The sequence below is a fragment of the Bifidobacterium intestinale genome (assembly GCF_023656765.1).
GTDB lineage: Bacteria > Actinomycetota > Actinomycetes > Actinomycetales > Bifidobacteriaceae > Bifidobacterium > Bifidobacterium hominis.
In genome coordinates this window covers 18,203-40,076 of sequence record NZ_JAMOKR010000007.1, presented here as the reverse complement: position 1 = coordinate 40,076, position 21,874 = coordinate 18,203, and the positions used below count along the sequence as shown (strand labels likewise).

Here is a 21,874-nt window from a genome sequence, read left to right as displayed (position 1 = left end):
ATCCGCCACTATACGGTTCCATTCACGTGAAGCAAAAGGCGAAACACACCCATAAATACCTCTTGGTAGGCTGGAAGAGTTTGGAAAATGCGCGCAAAGGAGGCACGTTGGCGGTATTCGAATTGATTGTATGTATTATCGCCGCGGTTGTGCTGTCTTCCTTTATCAGCCGTTTCATTCCCAAGGTTTCCACGCCTCTTGTACAGATCGCGTTGGGTGCGTTGGCATCGCAATTGCCGTTTTTCCCGAACGTCACGCTCGACCCGGAACTGTTTATGGTGCTGTTCATTGCGCCACTGCTGTATTTGGAAGCGCATGAGATCGACAAAAATGAGCTGTTGAAATCCGTTAAATTGTCGCTTTCATTGGCAATTGGATTAGCGATCGCCACGATGGTTGCCGTTGGCTTCGCACTGCATGCCGTATGGCCCGCAATTCCCCTTGCCGCGGCTTTGGCGCTCGGCGCAGCACTTGGGCCGACCGACGCGGTCGCCGTATCTTCGCTTGGCAAGGAAGCCGCTCTTACGCAACGGCAAACCAGCGTGCTCAAGGGTGAATCCCTGTTCAACGACGCGTCCGGCATCGTCGGCTTCCAGTTTGCGATTGCAGCGGCCATCAGCGGCGTATTCGAAGTGGGCGATTCTGCCATACAGTTCGTGTTCTCGTTCTTCGGCGGCGCTATTTTCGGCTTGGCAGTAGGCATGATCGCCGACCTGTTATTTGAATCGTTGCGATCTTTCGGTTGGGAGACGACCACAAGCCGTATTTTGATGGAATTGTTCCTGCCGTTCATTCTGTATTTGGGTGCGGAAGCAGTGCATGTTTCCGGCATTCTTTCGGTAGTGACGGCCGGTTTGATCATCCGTTTCGACCGAACCGGCATCGGCCCGAATGTTGCTCGCACTAACATTGTTTCGTCAAGCGTATGGGGGGTATTCTCGTTTACGCTCAACGGCACGGTGTTCATTCTGCTTGGCATGCTGCTGCCGAATGCGATGAGCGCAAGCTGGGATGATCCTCAGGTCAGCAATTGGCGGCTGCTGGTTGCGATTCTTACGGTTTCCGCAGTGGTGATCGTCATGCGATTTCTGTGGATTTCGTTGATGCTGCGTCTCGCACGAGATACCGTCACCGGTAAGCGACGCAAGATGACGGCGCAACGTTGGCGTTCGGCCGCGGTCATGACGTTCGGCGGGCCGAAAGGCACCATCACCCTGTCGTTGATGTTCACGATCCCGTACACCATTACGGGAGGCGCGTGGTTCCCCATGCGTGACGAGCTGATCTTCATCGCAGGTGGCGTGATCGTCGTAACCTTGCTGCTCGCCAACTTCCTGCTGCCTCTGCTGGCGCCGAATCGCAATAAAGACACTTCCGTGGAAATGACCGAAATCACCATCGAAGTGCTGCGACGGACCGTGGAGGAACTGACGGGACGAGTCACACCCGACAATCGTCGCGCGGTACTGATGATCATCGACTCGTATACGAAACGTATTACGCGACTGAAGCAGCGCATCGGAGAAATCGACCCGCAAGGGTATATGCAACTGCAGATCAACGCGCTCAACTGGGAGAAGGAATACGTCAAGACGCGACTGGCGAAAGTCAAGGCGACGCCAAGCGACGACAAGGCAGCGCACGATTTGGAAATCGAAGCATGCGAGCGCCTGCTCGACCAAATCATGAGCTCGCTGCGCCATATCGAAACGGAACATAATTCCGGACGTACCATTTGGCGGGTCAAAGGCCGTTTCAGGGCGTTGCAGAGACGCTTGGGCACGGTGGTGAAGCGTGTGAACAGCCGCATTCGCCGCACTACCCCGCTGTTCAGCGACGATGAGCTGTTCGCGCACGTCCGCGTGGTGCAGGTGGATGCCATCGAACATGTGATCGACCGCCTGTATGAGGAGATGGGCCGCGACACGTACAACACGGAACATTGCTCGGCACTGCTGCTGGATTATCGACGAGGCGAGGCTACGCTGAGGGCGCGCCCGAATGTGGGCACGAGCGCGGAGGCGCAGGCGCAGGCGGAAGACGTGAAGCGCGAAAGCTACGGTATCGAATTGGGCGTGATTCAGGATATGTACGAAGCGGGCGACATTACGCGCGCGCAGTCCAAGCAGCTGCGACGCAACGTGTATGTGATGAGTGTGGACGCCGACGCGCAGATCTAGCATCCAGCTGATCTGATGGGGTTAGCAAGCTGGCGTGAGCCGGCGGTCTGCCGTAGGTTTGTTTGCGGACGAGCTGTGTGGACGTGGAGAACGAGACAATTGCGGAAACGGAACACGCGTATAACGTGGCAAACTGAAGGCTATTCCACAATCCAAAACATGGGGAATTGAAATTCTCAGAAAGTTCCCAGAAAACACCAGACATGTACTCAGCATCGTCTGCTTATATAGGAGATGTCAGCAAAAGAGCCGACCAGGAACCCACAGCAGTTCCCGACAATTGAACCCTTTCTTCTTCTCTCTCCTTTCTCTCCCCGGTGGTCTTCTCTCCACCGGGGTTTCTTTTTGCCTTCAGCGGGGTGGATTCCTCCAGTCAGTGGAACAATCTGCCCGCTGGCAAGTCGCCCAGCGTCCCAAAACCTCCACCCACTAGAACAATCATCCCGCTTACAAGCCGCTCAGCGTCCCAATCCTTCCAGTGACTGTGAGGATTGCCCCGCTGAAACGGGTATATTGGAGGCATGAGTGAAATACGCGAGCACGAAACCAGCGATTCCCACGACTCCAGCGATCCGAACACCCCGACCGGTCTGATCGGGCGCGAATCGCAGGTGGTTCCGGGGCGGTTCGGCGAGCCGCTGCAGGTCACGCACGTGCAGTATTCGCGCGGGGGTGGCAATGCGGCTCCACGACGCCCGCTGTTCCTCTGCCTGCACGGCTGGGGTTCCAATGAGGCTGATTTGGCCGACATGATGCGTTACGTAGCTCCCTACAACGATTTCGCGTCGTTGCGCGCGCCGCTCGTGCTGCAGGAGGCTGGTTCCGGTGAATTCGGTTTCGGTCAGGGCGCGTATTCGTGGTTCCATGATTGCGTGCCTTCCGGCGAAGATTTGGATCGCGACGCTTATGCTGCCGCCCAAGCCATTGACGATTGGGTTGCGCGCAATGTTTCCGAAGATCGCGCTGTGGTGCCGATCGGTTTTTCGCAGGGTGGTTTGCTGGCGATTCAATTGCTGCGCGTCCATCCGGAACGGTACGCCGCATCAATCTCACTTTCCGGCTTCCTCGCTCCGGGAATCGTCGCCGGCAGCGCGCCTGCCGACAGTTATGTCGCGGAGTTGAATATTCCTGTGTTCTACGGTTATGGCAAGAACGATACCGTGATTCCGATGCCGGAGCTTTTCGCGACTGCCGCCTGGCTGGACGAGCATACGTTCCTCACGTCGAAAAGCTACCGTGGGCTCGATCATGCGGTTAGCCTCAACGAATTCAGCGATTTGCGCGACTGGCTTGCAGCACATGATATCGCGCCGGGAATCCTGTAAGAAATCCTGCAGAAGAATCCCGTAGAAAATCCGATGCACCGGATTTTGCGTACCAAGCACACGGCAATCGTTACAACCCGATATAAGCCACGATATAGCGATACCGCGTTAGACTAGAGCCAGCTAATAATCATTTCGCAATTGCCGGCATTCGCACGCTCAACCATGCGAACGTTCGAATGTTGGCGAGCGCCATATCGGCACATTCGCGTGCCTGGCAATAAGGAGTTTCGATGCTGCTGTCCGATCGCGACATTCTCGCCGCGCAGGCCGAAGGTCATATTTCACTCGATCCGTGGACCCCGGAAATGGTGCAGCCTGCTTCCATTGACGTGCGTTTGGACCGTTTCTTCCGCCTGTTCAACAATCATGCGTACACGTATGTCGATCCGGCTGAGAATCAGGGCGAGCTGACCGAGCAGTTCGAGGTGGCTCCGGGCGAACCGTGGATTCTGCATCCGGGCGAGTTCGCGTTGGGATCCACGTGGGAGTATGTGAAGCTTGATCCGACGATTGCCGCCCGCCTGGAGGGCAAGAGCTCGCTGGGCCGCTTGGGTATTCTCACGCATTCCACCGCAGGCTTCATCGACCCTGGTTTCGAGGGTCATATCACGTTGGAATTGTCGAATGTGTCGACGTTGCCGGTGAAGTTGTGGCCGGGCATGAAGATCGGTCAGATGTGCTTTTTCCAGCTCAGCTCCCCCGCAGAACATCCGTACGGTTCGCAAGGCACCGGCTCGCATTATCAGGGTCAGCGCGGTCCGACGCCGAGCCGTTCCTACGTGAACTTCTACAAAGCCGACATCGCCGACTGATTACCGAATATTCAGCACGGATTGCTGAACGCGGAATAGACAATACCGTTGCAGTCAGCCGCAAACACGGCCAGTCATGGAACACCATCGGTCGTGCGCTTGGCGTCACCGCCGAAGCCGCACGTCGCAAGTATGGGAAGCGCCAACTGCAGACGGCGTGATTGAAACGCATAAAACGACGAATGCGTCTGCGATAAACATCGCACGGCGCGTGGAGTACAGCGAGCGGGGCTATTCTCGATTAGGAATGGCCCCGCTCGCTGTTTATGGCTTATGACTAGTGCCCTTTAGCGCTTGTGCATGGCGCGAAGGACGCATTTGCGCAGTTCGGAGGCGATGAGCACGATCATGGCAAGACCCAAGCATTCGACCCATGCGCCGGCGCTGAGCGGTACCGTCCCAAAAGCGGTGTTGAGGAACGGAATGTAAATCACCCCCAGCTGCAATACCGCGCTCAGTGCGATCGCGCCCCATAGCCACTTGTTGGAGAACAGGCCGACGAACGCCGACTGCAGGTGCGAACGAGAGGCGAGCGCGTTCAGCATCTGGGCAAACACGAGAATCGTGAAGCCCATGGTGCGCGCTTCGGTCATTTGCGCATCGTGGCCGATCGCATCGACGGAACGGTCGGTGAACAGGCCGCCGGCCAAATGCATGTCCATGCCGATCAGGGTGACGGCTGCCATAATCACACCGATGAAAATGATGTCGCCCCACATTTCGGCGTCGATCACACGATCCGTGAGTTTACGCGGTTTGCGTGCCATCACGTCATCGGTAGACAGGTCAACGCCCATAGCGAGCGCGGGCGCAGCATCGGTGAGCAGGTTGATCCACAGCAGCTGCGTGGCGAGCAGCGGCACGATCACGCCTTGGCTGCCGGGCTGAGTGATGCCGAGGAATCCGGCGAGCATCACGCCGCCGAACACGGTGAACACCTCGCCCACATTGGAGCTCAGCAGGTAGCGCAGGAACTTGCGGATGTTGTCGAAAATGCCTCGTCCTTCGCGCACGGCTGCGACGATGGTGCTGAAGTTGTCGTCGGCGAGAATCATTTTCGCGCTTTGTTTGGTTACTTCAGTGCCGGTAATGCCCATGGCGACGCCGATATCGGCGGTTTTGACGGCAGGAGCGTCGTTCACGCCGTCGCCGGTCATGGCCACGATATTCCCTTGCCTCTGCAACGATTCGACGATTTTCAGCTTGTGTTCCGGCGCGACTCGCGCATAGACGGACACTTCACTGGTCACCTTGTCGAAGGCCGCTTCGTCGGGCAGTTCGTCAAGCTGACTGCCGGTCATGGCCTTGCCACCCTTGTCGATAATGCCCAAATCGGTGGCGATGCGAGCTGCGGTCAGCGGGTGGTCGCCGGTAATCATTACCGTACGGATGCCGGCGCGATGCGCTTCTGCCACGGAATCACGCACTTCCGTACGCGGCGGATCGATGATGCCGACCATGCCGACCCAAATCAAATCATTCTCAAGCACATCGCTTTGTTCCGCAATATCGGCAACATGACCCGCGGAGTTCAGCATGACTCCTGGCACTTGTGCAAGCGAAGCGGTACCGAGCGGACGGTATGCCTGACCCAACGTGCGGTACGCGTCGGAAGAAAGCTGTTCGACAGTCGCAAGAATCTGCTGACGATCACCTTCCGTAAGTGGACGAACGGCACCGCCGACCGCAATTCTGCTGCAATATCCAAGAAGCACGTCGGGGGCACCCTTGGAGAAGACGGTCAGACGGCCAGCGTCGGCGTTGTCTTGCGCCACGATGGACATGCGCTTACGTTCGGAAGTAAACGGGATTTCGCCGACGCGCCCGTAGTTGGCATACTTGCGATTCGCTTTCACTTTTTGTGCTGCGACGATGAGTGAGACTTCGGTCGGGTCGCCGACTGCCTCCCACGTTACGTTTTCCGCATTTCCGGCAGAAGCAGCAGATTCGCGCAGTTCGCCGTCGTTCGCCAGCGCACCCACGGCAAGGGTTGCGACGGCCTCCGATTCGATGATCTCGCGTATTTGCGCATGTTCCATGATCTGCGAATCGACCACCATGCGGCCTTCCGGCGCATAGCCGGTGCCAGTGAGCTGCACTTCGCCACTCGGCGTGACCACACGTTCCACGGTCATCTCATTGCGGGTGAGCGTACCGGTTTTGTCGGAGCAGATCACCGACGCGGAACCGAGCGTTTCCACCGAATGCAGCTTCTTGACGATCGCATTGTGCATGGCCATGCGCTGCACACCGAGTGCAAGCACTACCGTAAGAATCGCAGCCAAACCTTCCGGCACGGCCGCGACCGCCAACGAAACGGCCAACAGCAGCGAATCGATCACATCGTGAACGTCGTGGAAGCCTTCGGTAAGCGCAAGCGCGACCAGCACCACGACCGCGATGATGCATACCGCGGTGCCGAGGATTTTGGAAACGTAGTTCATTTCCTTTTGCAGCGGGGTTTCGTCGTCTTCCGTGGCTTGTAGCAGATCCGCGATTTTGCCGACCTGCGTACCCATGCCGGTACTGGTTACGATGGCTCGGCCGGTGCCTTGCGTTATGGACGTGCCGTTGAACACCATGTTGGCACGGTCGCCGAGAGCTTTCGCCTGTGCGAGGGTGTCGGTCTTTTTGCCGACGGGCACGCTTTCGCCGGTAAGGCTGGCTTCCGCGACGCGCAGGCTGGCGGCCGCGAAGAGACGCCCGTCCGCGGAAACGGAGTCGCCTTCACCGAGCACGATAATGTCGCCGGGCACCACGTCAACCGTGTTGATGCGGGCGATTTGGCCGTCACGCAGCACGTTGGTCTGCGGCGCGGTCATGCTGGAAAGAGCTTCGACGGCCGCTTCCGCCTTCGATTCCTGAATGTAGCCGAGCACCGCGTTGACGATGAGGATGAGCACGATGACGATGGCGTCGAACGGCAATGCTTCGCCGCCTTCCGCACCCGGTACGGCGTTGGCCCGTTCGATGAACCATGCGACGAGCGAAATGCCGGTTGCAGCCAACAGCAGGTAGACAAGGGGGTCTTTGAATTGTTCGAGGAATTTCTTCCATTTCGGCACCGGTGGTGCGGACGCGAGTTCATTCGGTCCGTACTTGTCGAGTCGCCGCTTGGCTTCCGCTTGGCTCAGGCCGGTATTCAAATCGACGCCAAGCGATTGCGCTACGGTTTGCGCATCGGCGAGCGACGGATCAACTTGCTTTTGCGTAACGGTTTTCGTTGCTTGTTCGAAATTGCCCGCACTGGTATCGCGGAATTGGGTGGATTGATCTTCCTTGCGATCAACCATGATGATCTCCTTGGGAGCGCCGCGGAGTAGTCAGCTCTCCCCTGCCGTTGCGATAGTGCGAAAACCGCGGAAAATTGCGATTTCACAAACACTCGCTGAGCTGGGCAATGCTGCGCGGTTGCGGACACCGGGCGTACGCCATCGGTGCATTCCTGCCATTATTGCACACCGTGACCATTTTGCAAGAGTGCCACACACCGTCTTTTGTCAAAATTTCGCAAATTCGTGAAACATGTCGTGAAACACAATTCGCAATCTCACTTCAATCACATACCCAATCGATTGTTCCATCACAAGACAACATGGGCCGCAACGTCGCTACCATCTTTATCGAAAAAATCGTGAGGTCACCAGATCAAAATCGTGTGGCAATTTGTTCAAATCGCGTGGCAAGACAGCCAAATCATGCGACCCATCCATCAAAATGGACGATGAGGAGGATTTTGTTGATGGCTTAAATTAGACAGATTGCCTAGAATGAGGGGGTAGGGCTTCCGAAACGTTTGAGCGCAGGCGGACACATTCACACACGTCCGAACGTCACGAAGCAAGCTCTTCAAGGAAAGGGGCCATCATGAGCGACGCAATGAACAACCCGTATGCGAACAATCCGAATCCGAACGGCAGCAACGGACAGCATCCGCAAGGTCAGCCGGAATACGGGGCATACGCGCCAAATCAGCAATCGCAAGGCCAACAGCAGAGCGGCAATCCCAACAATTCGAGCAATCCGTATCCGAGCGAGCCGCAGACCCCACGCTACTTTGACGGCCCCAACGCCAACCAAAACCCGAACCAGAACGGCTTCTTCTACGCGAGCTACACCACCGGCCAACCGTACGGACAGCAGAACAGCCAACCAGGAACCGGCAACGACAATTGGCAGCCGATCAGCCCGTTCAAACTTGCGGAGGAATGGCTGCCAAAGAAGGCGAAGAACGCGATCCGCGGCACCTACGCAATACTTGGCATCGCCGCCATCATCCTCGGCCTGGCACTGCTGATCTGGCCAGGAGCCACGCTGAAAGTCGCCGCAATCGCACTCGGCGCATACTTCGTGGTTTCCGGCGTGGTCCGCATTGTGACCGCAATCGTGGAACTCGGGCTTCCGGGCGGATGGCGCGTACTTGACATTCTAATCGGTCTGATGCTGGCCGTCGGCGGTGTGGCCATGCTGAAGAACGCGGCGCTTTCCGGAGCCACGCTCGCCGTGCTCGTTACCATGGTGGTCGGTCTCGGCTGGATGCTGGAAGGTGTGATGGCGCTCGTGGAGTCGTGGCGCATGCCAAGCTCCGCATGGGCTGTGATTTACGCGCTGCTATCAATCGTCGCCGGCTTCATCGTGCTGTTCTCCCCCATCAGCTCCACGACTTGGCTGATTCTGTTCGGCGGATGCGCGCTTGTGGCAATCGGCATCGTCGCGATCGTGCGCGCATTCACGTTCGGCAAGCCCAAGCGCAAGTAATTTTTCACGGCGCAGGCCGTAAAGTCTGATTATCTCTGTTTTCCCAAGGGCACCAAGCAACAGCTCGGTGCCCTTTTTTTCTTTCTTTTTCGTGTCTGTGGGCGTTCGCCTTCACAAGTTATTACTTTTTCTTCAAGATTAACCGATGAATATACCAAAGAAGTGACGATCGTCGCATGACATTGGCGGCCTGACCGACTTAGAATGAAGGCACAACAGAAGAACGAAGAAAAAAGGCAAACACAATACAGACTTACGGCAGCGGCCAGAGGAATGACAAGAAGAAAAAACGCGCCGCCAAGCCAAGTGAAAGGAAACATCATGAAGAACAACACTTTTGATCAGATCATCAACTCCGACCTCGCCTCCATCGACCCGGGCTTCGGCCAGTTCGCTCTCGCCAAGGCCTCCGCCGACCTGATGAAGAAGGTCCTCAACAAGTAAGACCGCTTCCTAGACAGGAGGCAAGGCGCAGGCGCGGCAGCACCCCGCTCCGCTTCTTTCCAATCCTTAAATCACATAGCGGGAGGCCGCGGTTCCAAACGGAATCGCGGCCTCCCGCTTTTCGCACGCGCACGCATACACACACGCACCTGCCCTGCCGGCAATATTCACCATTCGCTCCGCGTAATCATGCCAATACATCGTTTTCCACCTAACTTCGCACGAACTTAACAGCAAACTTAACAACTGCGAAGTTGCTGTTAAGTTATGTTAAGCTTGTTGCAAGTAAATGGATTTGCGCCAGGGGGACGGTCATGAACGCAAGTGAACTCAAACATCTCATCTTACAGATGCGTCAAATCGGCAACGATACTCAAACCTGCGAAGTCAAGGAAGCACGTAACAAAATACCTGAAAGCATCACCGATACCCTGTCCGCCTTTTCCAACGGTAACGGAGGCACCATCATTCTCGGCGTATCCGAGAAGGAAGGGTTCACGCCGGTGGAATCCTTCGACGCGCGCGCCATACAGGAAGCGCTGAGCGCCAAATGCGAGCAGATGACGCCTCGCGTACGGCCGACGCTGGAAGTAATTCCCTTTGAAGGCACCAACGTTCTCATGGCGCACATCCCCGCAATGCCACTCAAAGACAGACCGTGCTACATCACCACTAAAGGACGCTACCAAGGGTCGTACATCCGCACCGGTGACGGCGATCGCAAGCTCACCCAATATGAAATCGACCGCCTCATGGAAGAACACAGCCAGCCCACATTCGACGACGAAATTGTGGCGCAGGCCACACTAGACGATCTGAACCACAATCTGCTTTCCCAATTCATCAACCGTCAACGTGAATTGCATCCACGTATTTTCGGCACTCGCAGTGACGAAAACATCACCATCAGCATGCACGTCGCAAAAAAGGACGATGAAGGAACCATCCGGCCAACGCTTGGCGGCCTGCTGGCACTCGGATCATTCCCTCAGCAATTCTTCCCGAGGCTTAATATCACTTTCACCGCTTTCCCAGGTATCACCAAAGCCGAAATAGTGGACGAGAACCGCAGATTCCTTGACGCACAGACCATCATCGGCCCCATTCCTTTCATTATTGAAGACGCATTGAATGCCGTCACCAAAAACATGCGTACCGGAGCTGTAATCGAGGGAGCATTTCGCCAGGATGTGCCCGATTATCCGCGTAAGGCGGTTCGCGAGGCAATCGCCAACGCACTCATGCACCGCGATTACTCGCCAGACGCCCGCGGATCACAAGTGCAGGTGAACCTATATGCCGACCGGCTAGAAATCCTTAATCCCGGCGGATTGTTCGGCAACGTAACCATCGACACGTTGGGCACCGTGGGCATCTCTTCTTCAAGAAACCAATTCCTTTCCAACATTCTGGAAACCACACCATATCCCGGTGGCGGGTATGTTGTAGAGAATCGCGGAACGGGTTACCAAGTCATCGAAGAGCAGCTCCAAGCTGCGCTCATGAATCCACCGAAACCGCTTAACACGTTGACTTTTTTCTCATTGACTTTCAACAAACGCAGAATGACGAAAAGCGAGAAAACCAATACTAACCCACTATCCGTAGAAGAAGCAATCATCGAACTGCTGAGCAAGCGCAGTTCCGCAACTTCAAAGGAACTGTCTGAGCTATCGGGGCTATCCCGTTCGACCATCACCACTCACCTGCGGACCATGATCGCTAACGAAATTGTGGAGCCGACGGAACCGGCGCGCAGCCCAAAACAGCGGTATCGGCTGGCCGGGGAATAACCCATCTCACCAACTTCGTACGAACCCCACCAGCAACCGGCCAACGCACAATGCAGGTAGCATCGGCAGGCTGGCCGCAACAAGCGGACAGACTGACGTCACCGGTTTCGTTCTGCGGCAATTCGAGTCGTTCCGAGCCGAAACACTCCCAAATAACCATCGGAAGCAACGTTATGCAGGCAGATTATTTACATTTTCTTCAAGATGGACCGATGATCATACAATAAAAATAAGGATTACGGAATGACAAACGCATACCGGCGTGCCTATAGTGAGGGCACAACAGAAAAACAACAGAAGAACGAAGAACAAGAGAACAAAGACAGCAGCGACGACCGCGCAACGTGAAGAAGACGGAAGACAAAAGAGACCAGGCGGCCGTCCGAAAGGAAACATCATGAAGAACAACACTTTTGATCAGATCATCAACTCCGACCTCGCCTCCATCGACCCGGGCTTCGGCCAGTTCGCTCTCGCCAAGGCCTCCGCCGACCTGATGAAGAAGGTCCTCAACAAGTAAGACCGCTTCCTAGACAGAAGGCAAGGCGCAGGCGCGGCAGCACCCCGCTCCGCTTCTTTCCAATCCTTAAAACACATAGCGGGAGGCCGCGGTTCCAAACGGAATCGCGGCCTCCCGCTTTTCACGTACGCCGGCTACACCTCCTCAGCAGCGAGATTACGGGCTGCGGCACGTTCACGGGGACCGCGTGTCACATAGAAACCAATCGCCACAATCACGAACATCACCGTGCAGCAGGTCCACAGCACGTGGCTGCCGAACGCGTTCAGAATCCAACCTCCGACAAGCGGCGAGAACGCATTGGACAGCGACCACACCAGGTTGTACAGGCCCTGATACGTGCCGCGCACATCCTTTGGCGCGATGTTCGCCACCGTCGTGGCGGCAATCGGGAACGTGCCAAGCTCGCCGAGAGTCCACAACACGGTCGCAATCGCAAATGTCACCCACGAATCGGCGCCGATTTGGAACGCGTAACCAACCGCCGTGATGGACATGCCAAGCACCAGCACACGGGTGTTGCTCATCCGCTGAAACAACGCGATCGCTGGAATCTGCAGCAAGCACAGAATGCCACCGTTGATGGTCAGCAGGCTGGAATATTCGTCCGTGCCGAGCCCAATCTGCGTCATGGAGATCGGCAGGCCGCTGACGATCTGGTAATACGCCAGCGTGTACAGGAACATCAGCACCACCATCGACATGAGCGCTTTGTCGGCGCACGCGCGACGATAGCTACGCCATATGGAGAATTGCTGCGATTGGGTAGTTTGTGAAGTTTCAGAACGTTCCATAGGTTGTTTCACGACGCGTTTCACAAACCGTCCGGTAACGCGCACACCCAATCCAGCTTCCTTGAAGAACACCATCATCAGCAACGTGGCGAACACCAGCACCGCCGCTTCCACATAGAACATCAGCGAATAGGAAATCTTGACAAGCTGGTTGGCGATGATCGGCCCGATCGCAAAACCGAAATTCACAGCCCACGTCTGCAACGAATACGCGCGCTTCTGCTTACGGAACGGGACAACGTCGGAAACGTACGCCGAGACCGCGGGCGTCGGCATGGAGGAAATCACACCGTATATCAGCAACGCAATCGCCATAATCCAAGGATCGCCGATAAAAGCCAGCAAAACCAGCATCGCAGCGGAACCCAAGTTGCCGATGACAATCATCGCAGGCCGCCCGAATCGGTCAGACAACGCGCCACCGTACAGGCAGCCGAAAATGCCACCGAAACCGTACATGGACACGATGGTGCCGGCCACGCCCGCGCTCACATGCATGTCGGAAACAAGATACATGGAAAGGAACGATGTGACGAAACGGCCCATCCACAGGATGAGCAACGTGACCCACAAACCCCAGAACATGACGGGCAAACCAAAAAACTCTCTTCTTTTCTCCATTCCATCCATCATATCGGTTAGGAGCGAAGCAGCCGTTTTTCCCGGGGTGCTGGGACAATAGGCAGTTATGGCAATGAAAAAAGGACCGACCAAGGGGTCGGGTGGAAAGCATCGTAACTCGCTGAGGGGCAAGGGACCAACTCCCAAGGCCGAAGACCGGGTGTATCACAAGGCTTACAAGGAAAAGCAGGCTACCAATCGCCGTAAGATGGCGGATCCGCGGCTGGCAGCACGCCGTCGCGCGGCAAAGTTCAGCTCGGAATCCGATGATCTCGTCATCGGCCGCAATGCCGTGCTCGAGGCGCTGCGCTGTGGTGTGCCCGCAAGCACGCTGTATGTGGCCGCGCGCATCGAGCACGACGACCGCACGCGCGAAATCATTCGCCTCGCCGGCATTCATGGACTGAACCTTATGGAAGCCGACCGTTTGGAAATGGATCGCATCGCACGCTCCTCCAACCATCAGGGCGTGGTGATGAAGGCGCAGCCGTTCCAGTATTCCTCACTCGCCGAGCTGGTGGAACGCGCCGACAAGAAGTCCCGCGCCATGGAAGCGGCCAACTCCGCAAGCGCACGCATTGCGGCACGTCCGCTGTTCATCGCGCTTGATGGCGTCACCGATCCGCAGAATCTGGGTGCGGTCATCCGTTCCGCAGCCGCATTCGGCGCCAACGGCGTGATTCTGCCGGAACGTCGCTCCGCTTCAGTCACCGCAGCCGCATGGAAGGTGTCCGCAGGCGCAGCCGCACACATGCCGGTCGCCCGCGTGGTAAATCTCACCAAAGCCATTGAAAGCCTGAAGGAACGCGGATACTACAGCGTCGGCCTCGACGGTGGCGGTGACGCCCTCGTTGGCGAAACCGGTTTCGAAACCGACCCGCTGGTCGTAGTGCTCGGTTCCGAAGGCAACGGCTTGAGCCGTCTCGTACGCGAGGCATGCGATTCCATCGCAGGCATTCCAATGTCGAACATGGTCGAGTCACTGAACGCTTCCGTCGCAGCAGGCATCACGCTGTATTCCGTCGTACGTGCCCGCCGCGAAGCCGGTGCCGCAGCCGACGCGAAGTAGACAACGCGCAAAGCAACAGCAAGCACAGCGAAACTGCGGAAGCAAACACGGCAAAGCAGCACGTCTGAAATGATTATGAGCGGATAGTCCATACGGATTATCCGCTCATTTGTTATGCAAGTCTGTACTTGGATTGATTCTGGGCTTACCGCAGACCCACTCCCCCGCCATCGCCTCGTCTCAGGGCACATTGGAAAAAGCTCCACTGGAGCTTTTTCTATCAATGTGCCCATACAGCTGCGTCGGGATCGTCGTCGGGGTTGTAGCCGTCGTCGGGATCGTCGTAGGTGTATTCGTCGTCGATCACACCGGAATCGGCTTCGGCGTTCAACGCGTCCACATCCTTCGTGGTGAGCTTGTACTGCGGAAGCACCTTCTCCACATAGCTTTGCACAGCCTCGGCCATCGGCACATCATGACCCGCCTTCTCGGCCAGGAACCAACGGTGGTCAAGCACCTCATGGAAGAACTGCGCCGGTTCGATCTGCGAACGGTATTCGCGCGGAATCATGCGCACGGTCGGCTCGAACACTTCACGCATCCAATCGGTGGCAACAATCTCAAGATCCTCACCATCACGCCATGTGGAAGCACGGTAGGCGTCCAAATCGTTGAGAAGTCGACGAGCCTGATTCTCCTGCACATCAAGACCAGTCAAACGCAGCAGCTTACGATTCGCATAACCGGCATCGACCACACGCGGACGCACCAGCACACGCTTGCCATCCTCAGCGGTCTTCATTTCCAGCTCATCCACATCAAAACCAAGCTCATTTAGCTTGTTAACGCGCTTCTCAATCTTCCACATCTCATCCGGACCGAACTTGTCGGTATCAGTCAGCGCGCTCCACAGCGAATGATAACGATCCACCAAACGGTTGCCGATCTCAATCTCATCAACACCGCTCGGCAGCAGCGAACCGGACGAAAGATCCATCAATTCGCCAATAATGTTCGTACGAGCCAAATCAACATCGTACTCGCGCTGGCCTTCCGTCAGATTAATCTGCAGATCACCGGTTTCCGCATCAACCAAAAATGCGGAGAACGCGTAGGCATCACGCAGGAACAACACGTTCGACAGCGACACATCGCCCCAATAGAAGCCGGCCAAATGCAAGCGCACCATCAGTACAGCCAGTGCGTCAATCAGTCGTTCCGCGGTATCAGGGCGCAGATTACGCGCGAACAGCGCACGATACGGCAGTGAGAACTTCAAATGCTTGGTAACAAGAATCGCTTCCAGCGGCTCGCCTTCACGGCTATGACGGCCCGTGACCACGGCGATCGGCTGCACGGTCGGCAGTTCCAGCTTCTGCAGGCGACGCAGCAGCTCGTATTCTCGTTCCGCCACATTGCGCGTGATTTCCTTCATAGCGTACACTTCGTCACCCACGTGCACGAAACGCACCACGTGCCTGGAAATACCACGCGGAAGATTGGCCAGCAGGTCTTCCGGCCAAGTAGCCAGCGGCTTTTCCCACGGCAGGGTGAACATCTTCGGATTCGAGCTTGCGGCGGTGATTTTCAGCGCCTGCGGCTCCGGAGATTGTGCGGCCGGATCTCCGGCCTGCACGGAAGTTGCTTTCAGCACACGGGGATCCATCTGTGGCAATTCAAGAGATTCCATAAATCAACAATTTACCTGTTGACCTACCCGAAGAAGCGAATATGGACGAATCCGTTTCACCTGCCGATATTTCATTCATCGATATGCGATGATCATCATTGAAATTCCAATGTCGCATTTCATTTGAGATCTCACCATTGCAATCTCAATAATAGAATCTCACTACAGGAAAACAAATTTCACTATTGCAGATACAACAAAAGAAGCCCCGCACCAACGCGGGGCTTCTCCAACGAGACGGTAAGAGAGGAAGAGTACGTCTCGTTTAATGGTTGACGGAAGTTCGCGCTTCCGCCAAGTTTTTATTCAGCCACCCGCCAGCCGATTTCCGCAAAAGATATCCCCCTGAAGAAACAGCCAACGGTTGGTTACTCGGTATCAGCTCAGTTCAGGCGCAGCTCGGTCGACGGAGCGAACAGGTGCATCTTGGACGGGTCGATCTTGATCTTGACGGTATCGCCGACCTTCGGGAGAGCACGCGGGTTCACGCGGATCGTGGTGAGCTTGTTCTGATCGGACATCATGGTGGATGCCTCAGCAGCGGAGCCATCGGTGATGATGTTGCCGTAGATGTAGCCATCGGAGCCCAGATCCTCAACGTTCATGACCTTGAGGGAGAAGGCGTTGGCGTCATCCGGGGCGGCCAGGGAAGCGTCTTCCGGACGGAAGCCGACGACGATCTGGTTGTTGTCTTCAGCGGTGAGCTTGTTGACAGCCTCAGCCGGCAGATCCACGGTGTCTTCGCCGATCTTTGCCTTGCCGTTGACCACCGGGTGGGTGTTGATGTTCATCGACGGGGAGCCGATGAAGCCAGCGACGAAGACGTTGGCCGGACGATCGTACAGCTCGGTCGGGGCGCCGACCTGCTGCAGGACACCGAGCTTGATAACGGCGATGCGGTCACCCATGGTCAGAGCTTCGGTCTGATCGTGGGTCACGTACAGGGTGGTGACGCCCAGCTGGCGCTGCAGAGCAGCGATCTGGGTACGGGTCTGCACGCGGAGCTTGGCATCGAGGTTGGACAGAGGCTCATCCATGAGGAAGACCTTCGGCTCACGGACGATTGCACGACCCATAGCCACACGCTGACGCTGGCCACCGGACAGAGCCTTCGGCTTACGATCAAGGTACTCGGTCAGGTCGAGGATCTCAGCGGCCTTCTCGACGCGCTTGCGAATCTCTTCCTTCGGGGTGCCGGCGATCTTCAGAGCGAAGCCCATGTTGTCGGCCACGGTCATGTGCGGATACAGAGCGTAGTTCTGGAACACCATTGCGATGTCGCGGTCCTTCGGCTGCATCGTGGTGACGTCCTTGCCACCGATGAGGATGCGGCCCTTGTTGACCTCTTCAAGGCCAGCGAGCATACGCAGAGTAGTGGACTTGCCGCAGCCAGACGGGCCAACCAGCACCAGGAACTCGCCGTCCTTGATGTCCATATTCAAATCATCCACCGACGGCTTATCGTTGCCCGGGTAGATACGAGTAACATGGTCGAATACGACTTCTGCCATGATTTGTCATCCTTTCAGAGGCAGGTACGTGCCTCACGATCCGTTGTAAAGGGATTTCTTTCGGTGCCTCGCCTTGCGGCTTACAACTTCGACAAAGCCACAATTCAAAGCGTTAATTTATTTCTTTGGTTTAGCGAAGGTTCTCTTCGTTGAGCCACGTTCCATGATACATACAACGCTAAAACTGTCAATGCGTGTCGCGAGTCGTGCTGTTTGTCTCCGCTGGCAAAAGGGGGCTAACAGCGTAGTAAATACACGCATTTATCGCCATCATGCAAGACAATGGTGCGGAGCGAAAGACAGAACAGGGAGGTTGCAATTGCGCAATATTCGAATCGGCGTGGTCGAGGATGATCCCGCAAGCTGCCAGCTGGTACTCGACTATCTCAACCGATATCAACAGGAAAATGGCGAGCAATTTACCGTTTCCGTATTCGACGACGGTGCGCGAATCGTAGAAAAATATACCCCCGTTTACGATATTTTACTGCTCGACATCGAGATGAGCGAAATGGACGGTATGGCCGCCGCGAGACGCATCCGCGAGCGCGATGACAAAGTCGTGATCGTGTTCATCACCGCTGCACCGCAGTATGCGATCAGCGGGTATGAGGTGCGTGCGTTGTCGTACTTGCTTAAACCTCTACCATGGTTCGCGTTTTCGCAGGAGCTCAAAAAGTCGATCGACATGGTGCGACGCAATGGCGATGATTCCATGCTCATCGAAACCGGCAACGGGCAGATGCGCCTGAATCTTGCCGACATTCTGTATCTTGAATCGATTCGGCACACCATCGTCATCCACACGCTGGAAGGCAAACTGTCGATCAATGGCACGCTCAAAGACATGGAAGCCAAGCTTACCGACCATCATTTCTTCCGCTCGAACTCCTGCTATCTGGTGAACCTCAAGCATGTGACGGGCGTTGCCGACCAAGATTGCGTGATGTCGAACGGTGAGCAGCTGCGCGTGAGCCGCCCACGCAAGAAGGCGTTCCTGACCGCACTGACCGACTATATGGGGGGTGGCAGGTGATCGGCGCGGTATTGCCGAATATGCTGGCCGGATTGGCTGCAGGATTGGCGAGCATACTCCCTACAACACCTTCGACCACGATAACCGTGCTTTCGGTGCCGTCGATGACGCCGATCACCAACGCCCTGCCCGACATTCCTCGTTCATATACAGCGATCTGCGAATGGGCTGCCTGCATGGTGTATATCGCAGTGCTGTATCGGCGCGTTCCACTCCAGCGGTCGATCATCGTCAGCGCGGCCGGACTGCTGCTGCTGACTGCAGTGCAGTATTTTGACGGCAGTATGCCGATCTGGTTCTGGATTATCGGCATGCTGCTCGCATTCGCCTGCATGTATGCGACGATTCTGCTTGGCGCGGGCACCGGCAAACGCGAAGGCCTGTATATTACGGCACGCGCGTTCGTACTGGCCGAATTGGTAGCGTCGCTGCATTGGCAGATCGTTACGTTCATTGGCATGCGCGATGGTTTCGCCGATTACGATTGGCCTGCAATCGTGCTGCTGGTCGTTACGTACGCATTGTGCTTCAGTTTGGCTTGGCTGGTTGAACGCGGCAATTTCAGCCAGACCGCGCCGACGTTGCCGACCGCTTCTGCCGCGATTGCGACGATGGCCATCATGATCGTCACATTCGCCATGAGCAATTTGAGTTTCGTATCGACGAACACGCCGTTTTCCGGTTCGGTCGGCCAGGAGATCTTCTACATTCGCACGCTGGTTGATTTCTGCGGTTTCGCGATTCTGTACGCGCAACAGGAGCAGGCGCGTCGCATCGAAGCGAACACGGAACTCGCGTCGATCAACGCGCAACTGGAAAGCCAGCATCAGGAATATCTTCAATCGAAGGAAAACATCGAATCGTTGGGCCGCCTTGCGCACGATCTGAAGCATCAGATCACCGCATTGCGTGCCGAAGTCGATCCAAAGCATGCCGCAGCCGGCTTCGAGCAATTGGAACAATCCGTGCAGCGCTACAGCGCGCAGCAACATACGGGAAATCCCGTGCTTGACGTTATTCTGACCACGAAAGAGCGCGCCTGCGCTGATCGCGGAATCACGTTCACCGCGGTCGCGGACGGATCGCTGTTAAGCGGCATGTCGTCAATGGATATCGCATCGTTGTTCGGCAACGCGCTCGACAATGCGATCGAAGCGACGTCAAAACTGCCGAAATGCGAACAGCGACTAATCAAACTTGCGTTATACGAGCAAAATCACTTTATTGTCATCCGTGTGGAAAATTATTACGATTCCCGGCTGAAGAAAGATGCGGAAGGCAATTTGCGCACCACCAAGCGCGACGACCAGCGCACCGGCACGGTTTCGGCGTGAAGTCAATTCGTCATATCGCGCAACAGTATGGCGGCGAAGTGACGATTCGCACCGAAGACCACTGGTTCGTGCTGACCGCGCTCATTCCGAAGAAAACCGGTCTTATGGCCATATGAAAAACCGCGCCTGAGTCATCTTCATTATCGGGTGCGCAACACCGGCCACCCGTACACCAACCCCCTAGCCTATCGTCTAATGCACCCTTACATGCGCATTCTTCTTAATTAGCCTCTTTTTTCGCACTTTTCGATAGATGAACAGCAGCAAGCGGTCCGCCCAAACGGCTTGCGACGAACGCACTGACCGCAACCGCGAAGCCAATGGGCACAAACAGATTAATCGGAGCATCCGCAAGTTCCATCACCAAACAAATCGCCATAAGCGGAGCCTGCTGGGAGGCCGCCAGCAATGCGCACGCGCCCAGCAGCGCATACATGCCGATTGAGTTCGTGTGGAATATCTGCATCCATAGAATGCCAAGCATCGCACCGCCGGAAGCACCCAATGCGATACCCGGTTGCAGTACGCCGCCAGAGGCGCCGGAACGAATCGTCAGCAATGTGACGATCGCTTTGGCACCAAAAGACAGCAGCAGAATCGGAATGACGGCCAAATCGGCATTACTGGAGAAGCTCAACTGTGCCGTGGCACGACCGTTACCCATGACCTGCGGCGCCCAAATCGCCACCACACCGGTCAGCAAGCCAGCGAGCGGCAGCATCCACAGAATGCCAACGCCCGACGGCTTGGATTTCTCAGCCCACTGCGAGCCACGACGGAACAGCGCGCCGGCAGCGCCAAAAATCATGCCGGCAACCAGTGCGAACGCCATGTAATCGGGAGTAAACAAACCGTCGGTTTCACCGATCAAATAGAACGTATGCGTGCCCTTGACCAGCGACGCCACCCACGAAGCCAGCGCGGAACAGGCGAATGCGAATGTCACCGTTTCGAGAGTTATATCGGCGAGCAGAATCTCGACCGCGAAAAACGTGCCCGCAAGCGGCGCGTTATACACGCCCGCAAGGCCAGCCGCAGCCGTGATTGCCACCAGCATACGGGTGTCTTTCGCATCAAGATGCGCCCAACGCGCGAACCGTTGGCCGAACATCGCACCCAACTCGCGCGGCGCCACTTCTCGACCGATCGACATGCCCGTACCGACAATGAAAATCTGCAGCAGCACATGCACGACGGTCTGCCAAATCGGCATAATATCGCCATTTACCGCCTTTTTAACGGACGGTACTTTCGTACTGCGCGTACGCAACAGCCACCAAATCACGGCCGCGATGGCCGCACCCGCGGTCACGGAAATCAGTCGACGAATCACAGGAACGTTGAACGGGCCGGATTCCTGCGAATTCTCAACATAGCCAAGCGCAAGATGCTCGACGCCGTACAGCATCAACGTCAGCAGACCGGCGGCCGCACCAATGGCCACTCCCACAATTACCACCGCCGCAATCAGCGCCGGAATTCTGCCGATCTTTGGCTGCGTTCCTTGAGAATTCTGCGACTCCTGCGATTCCCGTGTTTTTTGCGATTCCCGCAATTCCCGCACCTGCCGCACTCCTTGCACACCGTCTCCTTCGTTCAATCCACCCCCAATTGTCCCACCTGCCGCAACGTTCGTTTGTTACGCCCCGAGCGTGGCGATCGGCAGTGAAGTATCCACGAAATAGCGTTTCAGCTTCGTGCAAACTCGAGATTTTGCATGAAGAGAAGGTTCTCATCCTTTTAAATCGTCAATCAGGTGGAGACCTACAATCTCAACGGCACCAAAAGCGCGCAACAGTTTTTCCAGTCACCGGTCTGCAATGCGAGGACGATATTCCGCCATTTTTAAATCACTCATCATTCCGCACTTTTGATTTTACGCCAATCTCGTTTTCGATTTTACGTCGGCAACACTGCTGACGATTGCATTTCGATATTGAGAAATCACAAGAAACTGCAGGAAAGCAGCAAAAGGGCATAAGAAAGCCCGCCCGAAAAAAGGGGGAAGACCGGGCGGGTTGAGGAAGGGAAAAAGGAAGTCAGC

At 56.1% G+C, this 21,874-nt stretch carries 14 protein-coding genes and 1 pseudogene; 10 read left to right on the top strand and 5 right to left on the bottom strand.

The features are described from left to right. Positions 1–107: 107 nt before the first annotated feature. The 3 genes from NBH13_RS08565 to dcd all read left to right on the top strand — a co-directional run bounded on the left by NBH13_RS08565 (position 108) and on the right by dcd (position 4,320). Positions 108–2,180: a cation:proton antiporter gene (locus NBH13_RS08565; protein WP_250779577.1), complete on the top strand. Its 2,073-nt coding sequence runs from the start codon at positions 108–110 to the stop codon at positions 2,178–2,180. Positions 2,181–2,701: 521 nt separating this feature from the next. After that, entirely contained in the window at positions 2,702–3,505 is an 804-nt protein-coding gene (locus tag NBH13_RS08560; RefSeq protein ID WP_144171032.1) for an alpha/beta hydrolase, read from the top strand. A gap of 233 nt (positions 3,506–3,738) precedes the next feature. Further along, positions 3,739–4,320, top strand: a complete 582-nt coding sequence (gene dcd / locus NBH13_RS08555) for a dCTP deaminase (protein ID WP_055063865.1) — start codon at positions 3,739–3,741, stop codon at positions 4,318–4,320. Positions 4,321–4,607: 287 nt separating this feature from the next. Here dcd and NBH13_RS08550 read toward each other — a convergent pair whose 3' ends face one another. Beyond that, positions 4,608–7,613 carry a cation-translocating P-type ATPase gene (locus NBH13_RS08550; protein ID WP_250779576.1) on the bottom strand — a complete coding sequence of 1,002 codons (3,006 nt, stop codon included), beginning with the start codon at positions 7,611–7,613 and terminating at the stop codon, positions 4,608–4,610. A 574-nt stretch (positions 7,614–8,187) separates the two neighbouring features. Between NBH13_RS08550 and NBH13_RS08545 the strand changes: the two genes are divergently transcribed. From NBH13_RS08545 to NBH13_RS08700, 4 genes are all read left to right on the top strand, one after another. Beyond that, the gene (locus NBH13_RS08545; protein WP_250779575.1) at positions 8,188–9,078 is read left to right on the top strand and encodes an HdeD family acid-resistance protein; all 891 of its coding nucleotides are present in this window, start codon (positions 8,188–8,190) and stop codon (positions 9,076–9,078) included. Between the two features lie 321 nt (positions 9,079–9,399). Beyond that, positions 9,400–9,522: a hypothetical protein gene (locus NBH13_RS08705; protein WP_267471485.1), complete on the top strand. Its 123-nt coding sequence runs from the start codon at positions 9,400–9,402 to the stop codon at positions 9,520–9,522. A 314-nt stretch (positions 9,523–9,836) separates the two neighbouring features. Then, entirely contained in the window at positions 9,837–11,315 is a 1,479-nt protein-coding gene (locus NBH13_RS08540) for an ATP-binding protein (protein ID WP_250779574.1), read from the top strand. Between the two features lie 397 nt (positions 11,316–11,712). Further along, positions 11,713–11,835 carry a hypothetical protein gene (locus NBH13_RS08700; protein WP_267471485.1) on the top strand — a complete coding sequence of 41 codons (123 nt, stop codon included), beginning with the start codon at positions 11,713–11,715 and terminating at the stop codon, positions 11,833–11,835. Between the two features lie 134 nt (positions 11,836–11,969). Here the strand turns inward: NBH13_RS08700 and NBH13_RS08535 are convergent, their stop codons facing one another. Next, positions 11,970–13,250, bottom strand: coding sequence for an MDR family MFS transporter (locus NBH13_RS08535; protein ID WP_250779573.1), 1,281 nt, complete (start codon positions 13,248–13,250; stop codon positions 11,970–11,972). 67 nt (positions 13,251–13,317) lie between these two features. Between NBH13_RS08535 and rlmB the strand changes: the two genes are divergently transcribed. Continuing rightward, complete coding sequence (rlmB, locus tag NBH13_RS08530) at positions 13,318–14,319, top strand: 23S rRNA (guanosine(2251)-2'-O)-methyltransferase RlmB (protein ID WP_099571454.1); 1,002 nt, start codon at positions 13,318–13,320, stop codon at positions 14,317–14,319. A gap of 220 nt (positions 14,320–14,539) precedes the next feature. Here the strand turns inward: rlmB and NBH13_RS08525 are convergent, their stop codons facing one another. Both NBH13_RS08525 and NBH13_RS08520 read right to left on the bottom strand, forming a co-directional pair. Next, positions 14,540–15,949 (bottom strand): DUF4032 domain-containing protein, encoded by a 1,410-nt coding sequence (locus NBH13_RS08525; RefSeq protein WP_250779572.1) that lies wholly within the window; start codon positions 15,947–15,949, stop codon positions 14,540–14,542. Between the two features lie 383 nt (positions 15,950–16,332). Next, a complete protein-coding gene (locus NBH13_RS08520) occupies positions 16,333–17,460 on the bottom strand; it encodes an ABC transporter ATP-binding protein (protein WP_004220968.1) in 1,128 nt (375 codons plus the stop codon). Positions 17,461–17,779: 319 nt separating this feature from the next. Here NBH13_RS08520 and NBH13_RS08515 point away from each other — a divergent pair, with 319 nt between their 5' ends. Continuing rightward, positions 17,780–18,496 carry a LytR/AlgR family response regulator transcription factor gene (locus tag NBH13_RS08515; protein WP_180753713.1) on the top strand — a complete coding sequence of 239 codons (717 nt, stop codon included), beginning with the start codon at positions 17,780–17,782 and terminating at the stop codon, positions 18,494–18,496. Positions 18,497–18,600: 104 nt separating this feature from the next. Continuing rightward, positions 18,601–19,946 (top strand): annotated as a pseudogene (locus NBH13_RS08510) (sensor histidine kinase). 104 nt (positions 19,947–20,050) lie between these two features. On the opposite strand, the gene NBH13_RS08505 reads toward NBH13_RS08510, so the two are convergent. Continuing rightward, positions 20,051–21,385: a chloride channel protein gene (locus tag NBH13_RS08505; RefSeq protein WP_284703052.1), complete on the bottom strand. Its 1,335-nt coding sequence runs from the start codon at positions 21,383–21,385 to the stop codon at positions 20,051–20,053. Positions 21,386–21,874: the final 489 nt, after the last annotated feature.